Genomic DNA, 15,647 nt, shown 5'->3' with positions numbered 1-15,647 from the left:
TGTAAACTCTTACATTCAAAACTTCAACCTTGACTTCCAAAATAAAATTCTAATACGTTTTGAACGTAATCAAACAGTACAAGGCAAAACTTGAATTTTGTTTAATATTTTAGCTTCGCTTAAACAGTAAATTCTGATGTAAGGATTAATTACATTTTCAAATCACTTGAAAGCCGTCTGCGTAGGGGTCGTCTTCTTTGTTTATCGAGATTAGGTTTTCTCCGTACACTTTTGCCCAGCCTTCTATCGAAGGTATGATGGCATCGAAATCTCCTAGCTTCGCTCTACCTTCTATTCTTCCTTCGAATTTACTGCCTATTATACTTTCATGAACAAACACCTCGCCTTCTTTCAGCTTTCCTTTTGACGCCCACTGAGCCATTCTAGCGGAAGTACCTGTGCCACAAGGTGATCTATCAATGGCCTTGTCGCCATAAAAGACGGCATTTCTTGCGGAAGAATTTGGGTCAATCGTTTTGCCTGTCCACATGATATGGCTTAAGCCATTAATGCTTGGATCTTCTGGATGAACAAAATCATGAGAAACGCTTAAAAGGGCTCTCAATTCTCTCGCCCAAGAAATCAGCTGCTCTGCTTTATAGCTTTCTAATCCATTAAAGTTTTCTTGAGGGTCTACTATTCCGTAATAATTACCCCCATAAGCCACATCCAGTTTAAGCTTGCCTAAAGGTGGGAAATCCACTTCTATATTTCCTTTGGCTAAATAAGAAGGAACGTTTGTCAACCTTACACTTTTTACTTTTCCATCTACATCTTCGGTATAAGAAATCTCCACCAAACCAGCAGGAGCTTCCATTCTTACTTTGCCTTTGACTTTAGGCTTTATGAGGCCATACTCCAAACCCATAGTGATGGTGCCAATAGTGCCATGACCGCACATGGGCAAACAGCCTGAAGTTTCAATAAAAAGAACGGCCACATCATTTGCAGGATTGTGTGGCGGATATAGTATACTACCCGACATCATATCATGACCTCGTGGCTCATACATGAGCCCTTTTCTAATCCAGTCGTAATTTTTAAGGAAATCTTGTCTTTTTTCAGACATGCTATTCCCCTCTAAAGCAGGACCGCCCTTCGCTACCAAACGAACCGGATTGCCACAAGTATGTGCATCAATACAGTAAAAAAGACTTCCAGAAAGTCGTTTCTTTTCAAAGAAACTTTCGGAAACCTCTAATTCTAGTGGGTCTGTTGCCATTCTTAAAGTATTGGTAATACAGGTCTACATGCTAATGACTTTTCAATAATCGCCATCACTTCTGCTCTCTCCTCTCCTATTAATGGCAGTCTTGGTTCTCTCACCCATTCCGAACCCATATTTACAGCCGCTTCCGCAAGCTTAATTTTTTGCACAAACTTGTTTCCAATATCAAGACCCAATAATGGAAAAAACCAGCGATAAATGTCTCTCGCTTCTTCAATTCTGCCTTGTTTTGCCAATTCATAAATCACAACCGTCTCTCTTGGGAAAGCATCTACTAGGCCTGCTACCCAGCCATCTGCACCCATAATTAAGCTTTCCATTGCTAAATTATCTACGCCAGAAAGAATCTTATATCTGTTTCCTAATTCATTGATAATTTCAGTTAAATAACGGATATCGCCTGTACTCTCTTTCATCGCTTCGAAATGGGCATTTTGAGCCAAATCTTTAAACATATCTATGCTAATGAAATTCCCATAAGCTATTGGATTATTATAGGCCATAACCGGTAAGTCTGTAGCATCTGCAACCGAATGAAGATAATGCAAAGTCTCCCTATCATCTGCTTTATAACGCATAGATGGCAATAACATAAAACCCTCCACACCAGCTTTCTCACAATCTTTAGCAAAAGCCACCGACTCAGAAGTGATGCATTCTGCAATACACATTATCAATGGAACACTACCATCAATAGCTTCTTTTGAAGCATCCACTAGTGTCATTTTTTCTGCAGTGGTGAGTGTACCGTTTTCTCCAAGTGAACCACAAATGATGATTCCATGAACGCCCGCTTCTATTTGCTTTTCTATATTGGTTTTGAATAGTCCTAAATCTAGACTTTGGTCTTCATTAAAATTTGTAGTAACTGCTGGATAAACTCCATTCCAATTTGGTCTCATAAGGTTGATATTTCTGTTTGAGTGTTTGAGTTAGCAAATTAGAACTATTTATTAAAATCAATTGTCTCTTAGCTATTGATATTCTCTTAACATGACACAGAAAAAAACACTCCTATTCGGTGCCAGCACCAATCCATCGAGATACGCTTATTTGGCCGCAAACAAATTAGTCCGATATCATCATCCAATTGTCTTGATAGGCAAAAAAAAAGGTGAAGTAGCAGGAGAAACCATACAAAGTAGCATTGAAGGCGTTGAAGACATCCATACAGTTACGATGTATTTAGGGGAAAGAAATCAGGAAGCCTATGAAGACTTCCTTTTAAATCTAAATCCAGAGCGGGTTATCTTTAATCCCGGTGCTGAAAATCCTGCTCTAATGAAGAAGTTAGAAGAACAAGGTGTGGAAACATTGGAAGCTTGTACATTGGTTATGCTTTCTACTGGGCAGTTTTAGAGATTAAATATTCACAGGGATTAATCGTAAATAACAGCCAAGCTAATGTAAAAAATGCTTTATGGGCTCTTTTTAAACATTTTACATTGAAATACAAACATCATTTACTTTTATCCAAAAAGAGATAGTAAAGCAGCTACTCCGCTTTGCTTTCTTGAAAAGTGGAGTGCTTTAATGACATAATTCTTTATTTTCTGGAATTAAGATTATTACCGTCTGTTTTTTGCGAAGCAATTAAAGCTCTTAACTCATCCATCTCTTTCTGTATTCTTGCTAAATTTTCAGCTATCGAGCTATCTTTCTCTTGAGCCAATGTGACGGCAGGTTGCATGGATACTGCTTTAGCGTCATCTTTCTCATTTTGAGAAGATAGAATCACAACTTCACTAGAAACCGTTCCGTATTTTGTAGGAATAAAAAGGCAAGTTAATGTTACATCTGCCATTTCTATATCTCCTGTATTTTCTTTGGCAAGTAAGTGGAATGTATGTGAGCCACTTTCTACTGGAAAAACGCTTTGAGCGGAAAAAGGAATATAAAAAAGACCTGATGGCTGGGAAGAAGGAATTTGTATATCGAGATCTTGAGATTGTGCAAATGTAGTACCATTAGAAGAAAGACCGAATTCACCCTTATCTTCTGTTCCGATTGAATGGTTAATGCCAAATCGACCGGCAGTCATTACCAAAACATAACCACTAGATGGTGCAGTTATTGTACGACTAATATAGGACGAAAGCGTACTGTTTAAACTTAAATAATATGTGAAATCATTCATGACTACACCTGGTTCATTTAAAATTTCGGTACTACTTACAGCATTGTTAGGCAAAATGACAGAGTTATTTCCAGTGTCATAAGTATTGAAATAGGTAGAAGAATTTCCCGAAATTATAACTTGTGAATAATTATTAAAATAATTTCCATCGACGAGGAATCCAGAATTTTGAATGCCATTTTTTACATTGAAAAATCCTCCATGACCATCAAAATCTGGCTGAATGACTAAGTAGTTTGCTCCTCCATATTCTTTTGCCAAAATTTCACCTCCTTTACCATAACCTCCGTAATCGGCATTTATTTCCACTTGAGCATGTGTCTTAGGGCTTAATGCACATATTCCCAAAAAAAAGAATACTCTTTTTTTCATTGTTTTTTTGTTAGTTTATATCTAAAGCTAATTCACGTTTTTAAATAAATAATTAGCTTTTATAAAGGTTTTATTTTACGGTTTATTAGGCGGTAGTTGATACTTTTGGCTTGTACATTGGTTATGCTTTCTACGGGATCGTTTTGAGGTTATTGTTATTTGGCAAAAACAGTTTATATGCCACATATTGATGTTGCTCTATGTGGAACATCAGGCAATCACTCCATTATTTATTTTGAGTTTAGCTTATTCTCTTGAGATTTTTGGGATAAAACCAATTCTTTTAGTTCATCCACCTCTTTATGTATTCTGGTTAAATTTCAGATATCGAGCTTTCTTTTTATAGAGCTATACTTAGGCTACTGGCCGTAGCCACTGGTTTTGCATTGTCCTTACTCATCTTGTGATAGATGAATAACCTCATCTATGACAGTACCATGCTTGCTTAATCTTTCACGGGAAGCTCTATTATAGGCTAGAAAATCTGATAGCCGAATGGCATTGAAGACCTCAAAATTCTGGTCATCTGCGGAATTTCTCAGCCCAATTGGAGGATACTACTTCACCCTTATTTCCTCAAAGGAATAAAAAAACTTCAACCACGCTTTTATGGTAACTTTCGTTAAGAGTCCTGCTAAAATTAAGATATAACAATGGAGGAATTAGCTTAAATTTAATCCAAAATAGCCTTAGTCATTCATGGTATCCAAACAGATATTCATTAGCTTCTTTGTTTTACTTTCCATTGTCGTTTTTTTTCTTCCTGCTCAGCATGATTACGCCTTATATCTAGAGCAATGGAATCATATTCTTCAAGGAAACGACCCATGGATAGGAACCCTAAACGCTTACGGTCCTGTATATAACTTTTTCGCTTGGACTGTCTTCATTCATCCAAAGCTACCCGCATTTTTATTTTTGTTTGTTTATGCTCTTGGTATTTGGACTCATACAAATGAACTTAAAGACATCAAGACATTTGTTTTCGCAGTCTTTAATCCCTTATTTATAGTTTTTGGTATTATTTATGCTTCCAACGAGCTTTTCTTGGCGGGCTGCATTTTGCTCTTTTCTTTTCATTTGAAAAACAAGAATTGGCTACTAGCTGGTCTTTTTTTAGGAATAGCTTTTAGCTTCAAATTCTCGGTTATTTTCCTAGTTCCGCTTTTACTTTTACAAGAGCGGAAATGGATTTCAAAGTCGTTAATAAGCTTTGGAACCAGCACCTTATTTTTCTATGCCATGGCGTATTTATTATGGGGCGATACCTTCATCATTCCTTTTCAGTTTGGAGCAGAACGGGCTTCTCGTCTACTTTCTATATTCAGGTTTATTAGAGGTGAGCACCAACCGCTTTCTTCTTTGGGTATTAGTAATCTTGACCAATACAACACCGTCATTATGGGCTTAGGTTATCTATCTCTTCTTTATATGATATTTAGATTAAAAATCAACAACGTATATTTTCAAACTTGCCTTATTTTAACTTTTATCTTTAGTATTTATAAGGTTGGAAATCATCAGTATTTCCTGTCTGTATTTCCCATATTAGGTATATTAATTTCACAGTATAAAGAAAATGTTTCCTCCTACTTTGTCAAAAGCAGCTGGCTTTTATTGGCATGGTATGGCGTTGCGGCTTTGATTTATCATTTCACCAGAGAAGATGGCGTTTGGGGATATAGCGGTTCGTATTTTGTCATTAGAGAGTGGATAGGCCTACCCACCTTTTTAATCCAAACTGTCTTTTTAATTGCCTTAATTAAAGAGGCTTTAAGCCACAATATTCCATCCAGTGAGCGTTCGGATTTCTCTTTTTAAATTATACCATATAGTACCACCAAAATAGTACGACATTTCGTCTAAAATCTCCTTATTGGCCATTGGTAATAAATCAAAAACCACTGGATTTTCTTCCAAAATTACATGCTCTAGAATATCAGTACCATGCTTTTCGTTTACCGCAAAATCATCAAATCCTACATGATTAGCCTTCCCTATTTTAGGAGCTAAACTGTAGGCTCCGTTTTTGAAATGTGTATAGTTCCAGAAATCACTCCAGACATCCATAACACCACTCCTACGCATTCTCGCCATATGTACCCAGTCATTTCCACACTCCTGAACAAATTTTTTACGCAAGTATCTGTTGTTTTTCATTAACTCGTAATAATCCGTCTCCCAGTCTACCTTCAGCCATCTGTCTTTCCAGCTAGCCCAGCCCCAAGAGCAGCTTCTAGGCATCAGAAAGGTGTCATTACTGTAATTTTCAGGTATCCTAAACGGATATTTATATCCAGTAACAGAAAATATCTTTGGGTTTTTTTCATACAATCTCAAACCCGTATTACAGTATGCCAAGAAATCTTTCGAACACATAATGTCATCTTCCATCACAATAACCTTATCGAACTTCTCAAAGGTCTTATTTATAGCGTATTTCATAGAAGCTGCTAAACCTTTATTATTGGGGGATGGGTGGACTTCGATCCTTTTAAACCCCTTTATGGTTTTAATATAATTCCTCACCTTCAAAATGTCTGCAATCTCTTTTTGGTTTTTAGGTCCATCGCTAAAGATGAACAGTTCACTTTCTGTAGAAAGAATATTTGCCTTAAGGCAAGCCACTGTTTTCTTTAATAAGTCTAGTCTCCTGTAAGTCAATAAGACAATGGGGGCAAGTTTTGTGTTTGACATATGCTTGATTATTTCTGTGTGTTTTTGGCTGTGTTGGATGTAGACTGAAAATTACTGAGTTGTTCTTTTAAAGATGCTATCTGCCCTTGTTGCTCTTTTAATGCTTCCGTTAGTAGAGCTACTATTTCTTGATATCGTACCCCTTTTAATCCTTCATCATTCTCAAAAACCACTTCTGGCACGATCTCTTCTACCTCCTGTGCAATAAAGCCTATCCTTGGTTGATCTGGATTTTCTTTGAAATTATACATTTTACCGCTTAAGGCTAGAACCTTTTGTAGTGAATTTTCCAGTGGTTTAATGTTTTGTTTTAAACTAATATCGGAAAGGTTAACGGTTGTTCTTTTAATTGTGCCATCATTCTCTATCGTCACAAAAACGTTATTATTATTATCTGCCACTACAGACCTAAATCTGGCAGAGCCGTTAACGTCGAGTTTTTGTGTAGGCTGTGAGGTATTAATTCCCACATTGCTGTTTTTATAGACCACGAGTGCATTGGATCTGTTCAAATCATCTACTCCATTTCCTATCACAAAAATGGGGTCGTTTGAGGAATAAGAGTTTGATTGCACCGGTTTCCCACTATTATTTAAAACTAGAGAATCGTTATAAAGCCCCACCACCATGCTACCGTAACTATTGTTTACTAAGCCAAAACCAGAACTGACCGAAAACTTGCCGTTAGTACTATTAAAACTCCCTATTGCAATTGATTTATCATTGGAAGTTCTATTGCCTGCCCCAAGGGCTATAGAGTTCTCCCCTTTTGGGGAGTTTCCCACACCAATACCTATGGCTTGAAATCCTTCGGAAGCATTATTGAAACCAATGGACATTGACCTTTCAAATTTTGAATTGTTGGCTAAACCAAAATTGTAAGAATCCACTCCTGAATTTTCGTTATCATTTCCAAAAGAAAAAGAACGAGAGGCACTCACAGTATTATTAAACCCAAAAGCAAACTCCAAGTCACTTTTCCCTTGGTTTGATTTGCCTATTAGATAATTATTTGTCGATTGAACATTGTTACTTTGACCTATTGCTATGGAGTTGGTTCCTGTATTATTGATCACATTACTATTTCCTATGGCGTATGAAACGTTTCCCGATACCGCGTTACTTAAACCAAAAGCCAAAGACTGATTTCCGGATGCATTATTATTAAATCCGCCAGAAAAGCTCTGATTTCCAGTAGCAAGATTTTGAAATCCTATGGCTCCAGCAGCCAATCCAGTAACCTTTAGGTCTAATCCGATAGCAAAACTATAGGGACTAATGTTGGCATTATTCCACTCAGTACTGCTTACTGACCCCACTCTAAGTGCACTTCTATCAGGAATCCACATAAATCTAGTTCCTTGACCAGAGTCAGGTAAAGTCAAAGCAGTGGGGATGTTGAAATTATAAAATGATCCTCTGTTTGCATAAATTCCTTTACCATCTCCTGCTGGCTCTAGTAAGATGCTTTGTGCTGTATTTTTCAATGAAAAGACCAATAAGAAAAGGATTAATAGATGCTGTTTCATGTGGTTTGAATTAGTTTATAAGTTTTTTCTAAAAGCTATTTAGTATTGATTCTCACAACCTTCTATTTTGGCTTCAAAAATATTCTGACTAGTGGCCATTATTTTAAAACCAGGATTAAGTTCTATTCCTCCTTCTGAGGTATAGCTTGCAGGACTAATTACTGATCTTTTGCTTTCCAATAATTTATAAGCAAATTGTTTTGTTGGTAAATTATTCAACACACTTCCTTCAACTCCCGAAAGCGTTAAAGTATCTGCAAAACGTTTAAATTGCACCTCTGAGATTCTTGAGAAACAGTCTTCGCCCAATAACTTATATTTAAAACGAGTATCAAGTCCATCTAAAAGGGTCGTTTTGAAATATCTTTTTGTCTGACCATTCGTCCATAAAAAATCAGTTGCATAGGAGTTACGTTGATTGGTAGAAGATATAATATAATTATTTACAAGAGGCGATTTGGCCCTAATAAACAGCGTAGAATTTTTACAAAATGGGGTAGTTTCAGCTCTATATTTAGCCTTAATTAATCTTAAAACAACGGGGTATTTTTGATCTAGGCCACTGATGTCTGTATAGTTTATTGTACAATTTGAGCTTCTTGTAACATTAGAAATTGTCAATATGTCTCCTTCTTCGGTTTCAAGTACGGGAAAGGCTTCATCTTCTCCACAGCTTCCCATTATAAAGTCTGTAACAATACTTCCATCTTGACGAAGCTCTATTAACCATGTATCTTGATGAAACTGTTCTGATGCCGCCGTATGTGTAAACCCAGGCTTTTGCCTTTCAAAACTTGGCGTTATTGTCTTCGTATTTCCAAAAAACACCAGATTGTTTTCTATAGTTGTGTTTACCGCTACTAGGCTTTCGTTTTTATTTCCACCAAGTGTTTTGTCCCAAATCTTTATACCGTTGGCATCAGTTTTTATTATCCAAAAATCATTTTCTCCTCTGTTTGTTTGACTTTTATTTGAGCTAATACTTGAGTTTGAATTTCCTGAAAACACCAATTCACCAGAACTCAACAGTATTGCTTTGACGGCTTCTTCATTATCATTCCCACCAAAAACTTTTTGATTTTGTATCACGCCACTTGCATCAATCCATACCGCCCAATAGTCATTACTCGAATTAATGTTGGCAATACTCTTATTCCCACTAATGCCTGAATTCGAAGTTCCAAAAAGCAGAAAAAGGTTTTCATTTATTTTGGTAATGGACGCCAGTCTATCTCCTCCCGTTCCACCAAATGAATAGTCAGCAAGTTTGTTTCCATTGGCGTCAATTTTTACCACCCAATAGTCATCTGCTCCAAAACTTGCGGTGCTTTTGTTTCCATTATTACCCGAACTTGAGGTTCCTGCTAAGAGTATTTGTCCATTGTTTAAAAGAGCGGCATCAGCAATGTTTTCTGAAGCCGTTCCTCCATATTTTTTGTCAAATATTTGAGTACTGCTGTGGTAATTATATTTAACAATCCAGAAGTCATTTTGGCCAAATCCTGCTTGACTTACATTTCCAGAAATAGGAGAATTACTACTTCCATAAAGTAGATAAGTATGGGGCGAAGTCTCTAAATAACCACCCAACTGCTCATTCCCAGAACCTCCTAAAAATGTATAAGAACCTGAACCACTAACAGCCGTATGTAGTCTAATAAAAAAATCATTTTCACCATTAGATGAATTATTGGCTTCAAAGATTACCCCCGTTTTGGTTCCGAAAGTCAAACTTCCACCTCCAAAAAGGGGTTTATAGCCAACAACTTGAGCTCCATTATAGGTATTTATGAAATCGTTTTTTTGCAAACTGTGATACTCATTTTGAAAAGGAAGCAAAGCATAGTCTACTTTGGATGCGTTGCCGTCATATCCTGAACCCAGTACATTTAGTACGTTGCTTTTGCTACCGAGACAGCTTCCTTGACATGTAGCAAAAATGGCTGTATTTAACTCTGTAACGTATTTTACAGATGCACCAGTTTGATTAAATGACCAAAGTGTAGGACCCGAGCAACCACTTGCTAACAAGTTAAGTGTATCTCCACCACAATAAGTAATGGATAGGTTTTCAATTGCATTTATTATGGGCACCTCATTTGACGCTCCAGCGTACGATACAGCCAGTGTATTAGAAGGAATATCTACACAGGCACCAAAGGTTCCTTTGGCTATATAATTGCCTGGTGCATTTGCCAAATTTAAAGTCGACAATGACTCATCAGGAATCAAAGTGTTGTTTTTCACCCATTTGTAAGTAATGGCTTCTGGGAAGTTTTTAGTTGAATTTAAAGTGGCTAAACTTCCATTACAAAGGATTAAAGTGTTTGGGGCTGTTTGCGGGCCAATATTAAGCTCTAGGTTTCTATTAGTTATGTTAAGTGGATCTGAATCGAAAGACTGGCAACTATTGGAAAAAATAGAGAAATTCATTCTTAGTTTAAAAAACCCTGGTAGATTGGTGTTTTGAATTAATTGTCCAGAATTAGCCACTAAAGTAGTCTCATCTCTAAACCACGAAAGCAATGCAGGTATACCAATAGGCAAGTTTGAGTTTGCCGAATCAATTGAAATAACCAAAGACTCATTGCATAGCATTTCTGGTTTATTTGCTTTCAGTCTAATAAAAGTACCTTCTAAAATATTTGCTTGTACAGTTGGAGATGGAATATTTAAACATCCAGTAGTACTTCTTTCTACCCTGTATTTGCCAGAAGAAACCGCAAAAATGGATGAGTTGGTTGTTTGTAAAGGAGTATTGTTTAAAAACCACTTAAGAGAACCACCCAATTCTGGATTGGGAATCTGAGCAATCAGCTGAATTGAATCGGAACAAGAGATAAGACCATTTGGAGCGGATATACTGACTCCAGGGCAGTTTTTGAATCCTTTGATCCCTACAATGCTCCATTTACCATTAACATCTTGTGCCCTCACAATCAGCTGGTGGTCGCCCAGTGAAACATTGTTAATATTATAAACCAAATTTGAAAGATTAACGGTTGTGGCAACCGAAACAGGAACATTAGTCGCCAAGCCAAACCCAGGATCAGTATCTACAAAATACTCGAGTTTTACTATGTTTTGTAGCGTTGGTAATTCATCTGTTTTGTAAAAGCTTTGAGTATAGACCACACTCCAGCGATCAATAGCATCTTTAGCTCTGACATAAAATTTATGGAAACCTAGAGGAAGATTTTGGGGTAAAGGAATTAATAGGCCTTTAGTGATATTCTGACCTGAGCTAATACCAATGGAATTAGCCAATCCAAACCCAGGATCGGTATCTACAAAATACTCCAATTTTACTATGTTTTGAACCGTTGGAAGTTCATCTGTTTTGTAAAAACTTTGAGAATAAACCACACTCCAGCGACCAATAGCATCTTTAGCTCTGACATGAAATTTATGGAAACCTAGTGGGATATTTTGAGGTAAAGGAATTAATAGGCCTTTAGTGATATTCTGACCTGAGCTAATGCCAATGGAATTAGCCAGTCCAAAGCCGGGGTCGGAATCTATAAAATACTCTAGTTTTACTATATTTTGTACAGTTGTTGGTTGGTTTGATTTAAAGAAATCTTGACTTTGAACCATGCTCCATACCCCATTTGCATTTTTAGCACGAATATTAAACTTATGAAATCCATTTACTAAACTGTTATCCAAAGGAATATCTAAGTTGGCTGTCACTGAACTTCCTGTGGTAATGGGAACAGTGATTCCACTTCCAAAACCTGGATCTGTATCAAAGAAATACTCTACTCGCTGAATAGATTGACCCATGACGCTGCCTAACCATCCTGAAAACAGAACCGTTATCAATATCTTTTTCATGGCTTTAGTTGTTAGATTGAATCGTGATACTTCCAGTTAGTCCAGATGATGTGGAACCCGTTGTACTTAAAAAGAAATTAGTAATTATTGGTATAGGTGGTTGACCTGAAAGACGATAAGGCGAAGAACCTCCAAATGGTCCCATATCGGTACCATTAATCCCAGAACCAATCGCCGGCGAACCTGCTTTTAATCTATAATCTTTATCCAATTGTCCATTTCCAGTTAATGGATTGGCAACCACGAAAATATCAGACATATTTACATTTTCAATGTTATTGTTAATACCCGGCGTTGGAAACGAATTGCCTATTTTTATACAATTGGCAAATGTATTGTTGCTCCCATTGACTGTACCATTAATTATACAATTGGTAAATGTTCCATTGGTAATATTATTTATTTCATCGATAAAACAGTGATTCACAACTAATCCTGTCAGGTTGGATATACCATCTCCCAAAATACAGTTTTCGATAAGGTTGTTTTGTCCAGATCCTTGAATAGCACCAAAAGCATTTCCAAAATCTTTAGTAAAACAATTTTTGAAGATATTGTTGGATGAATTTAAATTTACACTTGCTCCTATAATCATTGTACATCGTTCAAATAACACATTTCCGCATTCAACAATTATTAAGGTTTGAAATGAAAGTCCTATCAATACAGAATTTTCTGCTCCTGATTTTATTTTTAATATAGCTCCAACATTTGTTTCCGATCCAGCCACTTTTGACTCAAAGGAATTTTGCGGTAAAGGAGAAATCAATCCGGCATTTGAACCAACAGAATACCCATTTCCGATAATAGTGAGGCGTTTTGAAATTCCATCCAAAAACTGATAATTGGATGCTGATGGTTCAATGTATATGGTATCTCCAGGTGAGGCATCTGTTTGTGCTGAAGCAAAGGTTATATAAACTAAGCCAGCCACGGGTATCACCCCAGAATTATTATTAACCCTACGAACAGTGGCATTAGCCATAATGATTGGAAATACTAAAATGATTGTTAATAAATGTTTCATAATGTTTTAGTTTAATGCGTTTTCAAGATTTATTTTCTTCCTTCTGGATATTGGGCAGCTCAGGTTATTCCTGAGTGCTATATTCTTCTCGTCAAAAGTTTTGATGTATTTCAAGTTTATAATGTGAGAGCGATGTACTCTAACCATTTCTTTTATGCCTAAAAAGCGTTCTTGTAGTTTCTGGATATTGGTACTGACTATTATTCTCTTTCCATCACTCATGTGTATATACGAGTAACTAATGTCGGCAACAATCATCACTATTTCAGAGGGATTAAGATGAGTTCTGGATCCGACGTGGATGGTTGGGATTCCATTACAGAGATTTTTATCTGCTATTTCTTGATTAGTTTTTCTCAATGTATTCATGGTTGAAAATTTTAATAGCTAATGGAGTATTGAAAGTTTATTCCCCTCAAGGCAAGATTAGAATCTTGCCACTCACCCGCGGTTATTTGAACCAGGATATAATAGTAATTGGTCTTGTTGTTCACCGTGTGCGATATGGCCTTTGAGTATTCTTTGACAGCCGTGTTATTTCCGGTGCTTTGGACTCCATCCACCACAGCTTGAGAGAGCGGAGAACCTGATTGAGGAACTCTAAATAAAACTGCCTCTAAGCCATTGTCTGTGGCGTTATCAATAGCTGATAAAGTCATGGTTTGTAGCACCGCATCATCGGGAAACTCTACAGGAAGTATCATTTGTCCCGATGTGTTTTTAGTGCCTACACTAAAATAAGCCAAACAAGCGGTAGCCATATAGATAAAATTAGCATCTGGTGTCGTTCCTATTTTACGTGCAGCAGCAGCAGAGATATTGTAATTTTTAGAGTAGGTAGTAGTTGCAGACGGGTGACTTCCAACTAACACATTTCCGTCTGCATCAACATTCAGAGGACGAATGCCAGAGCCACTTAAATTTGTCAATTGAAGACCACTTGTAATCGACGCGGCTCCATTAACTTCCAATTTTTTTGTCAAAGTTGTTGTAGTACCAATCCCTACATTTCCTAGAGAGTCAACAATCATTCGGTTCGTATTGGCAAATGTTCTGAAAACAAGTGACTTTGAAGAAGTATAGATAATACCACCACTAGCCGAACCTTTATCCGGCCTCCCGAAAAGTATGCCAGACTCGTTGTTATTTGGAACCCCAAAGCCGAGATACATATTCGTGTTGCTCTCTAAAAAAGCCTGACTGTTTCCATTGGGCGTTACGCCTGAGGAGCCTTTTCTGACTTGCCACATTTTAGAAGGGTTTATAATGCCTATTCCCACATTTCCATTTTTAAGTATGGTCATAGCATTAGAGCGTTCTTCTTTAGACTTCCCATTGCCAACTATAAAAATCGGATCAGCTAAAGTAAAAGCATTTGGTATGCTGGTAGGTATAGTATTAAACATTCCAACTGCTGAGGTGCCAAAACCCTGCAGTTCTAATCCCCATCCCATTCCGTACATGTATTGTCCGGCACTTGAGTTATTGGTTTCCCCTATTAAAATGGTATTACTGTTACCATCCGCAATGTTATTATTAAACCCACCTCTTGCGGAGTTGGTACCTACTACTTGCCAGTTTCCAATATTGGATGGGATATTTTGCCACGTTGCATTACCCAAAGCGTCTGAGGTCAACACTTTGCCTATTGATGCCCCTTTGGTTAACTGAAGCGTATCAGTGATTAATGTACTTCCCTCTACTTGAAATGTTCTATTTGTTGCTGATACCTGAGCTGTTGTACGGTTAATTCCCACTCTATTTGTTGCAAAGTCTCCTCCAATCAAAGTATTCAAGCTATCGCTGTTTTCAATATAGAGTTTATTACTTCCCAATTCGTTTTTGCCTGCTTGATAGCCGAGGAATATGTTTCCATTACTTCTCGTTAACTCCCCTAAATTCATGCCTGCCTCAAAACCCAAAATAGTATTATAATCACCCGAACTATTTCTGAATGCATGGTGACCTACAATTGTATTTTGGGAACCTTCGGCTCTTATTATACCTATCCGATTTCCAATGAAAATACTTTCTGAACTACTCCAGAAGCTTCCAGTATATCCCATTAAAGCATAATTTCCGATAGAAATAACGCCGTTATGAATACCGTTTTGCATATTCATTTGGCCTAACGCAATATTATTACCAGCGTCAAAATAATTCACATTTCCCATCGCCTTCGCACCTATGGCAATGTTTGGCTTTTCGCTAGACGGATTAAGTTTAGCCAATGCCCCATAACCAATGGCTATTTGGCTTGATGCATCAGGGTCAAAGAATTCATGCTGTGGAAGATTATATGATTTTAGTGCATTGGTTCCTATCGCGATATGTCTTCGCGAACTTTGATTACTTAATAAGGCGTTTTTTCCTATAGCAATATTTGTAGTATCAATCGCTCTTGCGGGAAGGCCGCCCCTGATACCGTTAGGAAGTATCTCCACAGCCATGGAGTCTGCCTGAATGATGCTTATTTGAGCTTCGGCATAAGTGCTCATTAGAAATAAAGCACCTAGACAAATTTTTTTTAGAACTTTGAAAGGTTTCATTCGTTAGTTATTAATCCGTTTCTTATTGCTTTTTTCACTAATCCCACCACCGTCTTAGCTTCAAACTTTAGCATGATGCTTTCAATCATTTCATTGATTTCTTGCATGCTCAATTTCATTTCTTCGGCTATTTCATGATGTTCCTTTTCATTTGAAATCAGTCTTAGCAGCTGCTGTTCCTCTTTATCTAACCTCATGCATTGCTACATTTTTAGATTTTCGTTTCACAAAGTTTGGAAAGAACCACGGCTTAGTACTTCATGGATTACGT

The 15,647-nt window shown here is 37.2% G+C and carries 12 protein-coding genes; 2 read left to right on the top strand and 10 right to left on the bottom strand.

The genetic code is table 11. From position 1 onward, the window contains the following. Nucleotides 1–157: 157 nt before the first annotated feature. Both ACSBFT_RS00835 and ACSBFT_RS00830 read right to left on the bottom strand, forming a co-directional pair. On the bottom strand, nt 158–1,222 hold the full coding sequence (locus tag ACSBFT_RS00835) for a 4-hydroxyproline epimerase (protein ID WP_489602913.1): 1,065 nt from the start codon (nt 1,220–1,222) through the stop codon (nt 158–160). Nucleotides 1,223–1,224: 2 nt separating this feature from the next. After that, nucleotides 1,225–2,130 (bottom strand): dihydrodipicolinate synthase family protein, encoded by a 906-nt coding sequence (locus ACSBFT_RS00830; protein ID WP_489602912.1) that lies wholly within the window; start codon nt 2,128–2,130, stop codon nt 1,225–1,227. A gap of 91 nt (nt 2,131–2,221) precedes the next feature. On the opposite strand from ACSBFT_RS00830, the gene ACSBFT_RS00825 reads away from it, so the two are divergent. Then, the gene (locus ACSBFT_RS00825) at nt 2,222–2,587 is read left to right on the top strand and encodes a CoA-binding protein (RefSeq protein ID WP_489602911.1); all 366 of its coding nucleotides are present in this window, start codon (nt 2,222–2,224) and stop codon (nt 2,585–2,587) included. A 187-nt stretch (nt 2,588–2,774) separates the two neighbouring features. Here ACSBFT_RS00825 and ACSBFT_RS00820 read toward each other — a convergent pair whose 3' ends face one another. Continuing rightward, nucleotides 2,775–3,737 carry a hypothetical protein gene (locus ACSBFT_RS00820; RefSeq protein ID WP_489602910.1) on the bottom strand — a complete coding sequence of 321 codons (963 nt, stop codon included), beginning with the start codon at nt 3,735–3,737 and terminating at the stop codon, nt 2,775–2,777. 699 nt (nt 3,738–4,436) lie between these two features. Here ACSBFT_RS00820 and ACSBFT_RS00815 point away from each other — a divergent pair. Beyond that, on the top strand, nt 4,437–5,558 hold the full coding sequence (locus tag ACSBFT_RS00815; RefSeq protein ID WP_489602908.1) for a hypothetical protein: 1,122 nt from the start codon (nt 4,437–4,439) through the stop codon (nt 5,556–5,558). Here the strand turns inward: ACSBFT_RS00815 and ACSBFT_RS00810 are convergent. Genes ACSBFT_RS00810 through ACSBFT_RS00780 form a run of 7 tightly spaced genes read right to left on the bottom strand, consistent with a single transcriptional unit; the run spans nt 5,511 to nt 15,573 of the window. Beyond that, complete coding sequence (locus ACSBFT_RS00810) at nt 5,511–6,434, bottom strand: glycosyltransferase (protein WP_489602907.1); 924 nt, start codon at nt 6,432–6,434, stop codon at nt 5,511–5,513. The two genes, ACSBFT_RS00815 and ACSBFT_RS00810, sit on opposite strands and share 48 nt — an antisense overlap. An 8-nt stretch (nt 6,435–6,442) precedes the next feature. Further along, nucleotides 6,443–7,963 carry a tail fiber domain-containing protein gene (locus ACSBFT_RS00805; RefSeq protein WP_489602905.1) on the bottom strand — a complete coding sequence of 507 codons (1,521 nt, stop codon included), beginning with the start codon at nt 7,961–7,963 and terminating at the stop codon, nt 6,443–6,445. Nucleotides 7,964–8,002: 39 nt separating this feature from the next. Next, nucleotides 8,003–11,800, bottom strand: a complete 3,798-nt coding sequence (locus tag ACSBFT_RS00800; protein ID WP_489602904.1) for an autotransporter outer membrane beta-barrel domain-containing protein — start codon at nt 11,798–11,800, stop codon at nt 8,003–8,005. A gap of 4 nt (nt 11,801–11,804) precedes the next feature. After that, the gene (locus ACSBFT_RS00795; protein WP_489602903.1) at nt 11,805–12,827 is read right to left on the bottom strand and encodes a hypothetical protein; all 1,023 of its coding nucleotides are present in this window, start codon (nt 12,825–12,827) and stop codon (nt 11,805–11,807) included. 6 nt (nt 12,828–12,833) lie between these two features. Further along, entirely contained in the window at nt 12,834–13,196 is a 363-nt protein-coding gene (locus ACSBFT_RS00790; RefSeq protein WP_489602901.1) for a LytR/AlgR family response regulator transcription factor, read from the bottom strand. A gap of 11 nt (nt 13,197–13,207) precedes the next feature. Then, the gene (locus ACSBFT_RS00785; protein WP_489602899.1) at nt 13,208–15,376 is read right to left on the bottom strand and encodes a hypothetical protein; all 2,169 of its coding nucleotides are present in this window, start codon (nt 15,374–15,376) and stop codon (nt 13,208–13,210) included. Further along, nucleotides 15,373–15,573 carry a LuxR C-terminal-related transcriptional regulator gene (locus ACSBFT_RS00780; RefSeq protein ID WP_463046677.1) on the bottom strand — a complete coding sequence of 67 codons (201 nt, stop codon included), beginning with the start codon at nt 15,571–15,573 and terminating at the stop codon, nt 15,373–15,375. The genes ACSBFT_RS00785 and ACSBFT_RS00780 overlap by 4 nt, the downstream gene beginning before the upstream one ends. Between the last annotated feature and the right edge of the window lie 74 nt (nt 15,574–15,647).

It is taken from the genome of Arcticibacterium sp. SM2516 (assembly GCF_057914865.1).
Note: the sequence above shows the minus strand (reverse complement) of the source record. Positions and strands in the feature narration are given on the sequence as shown.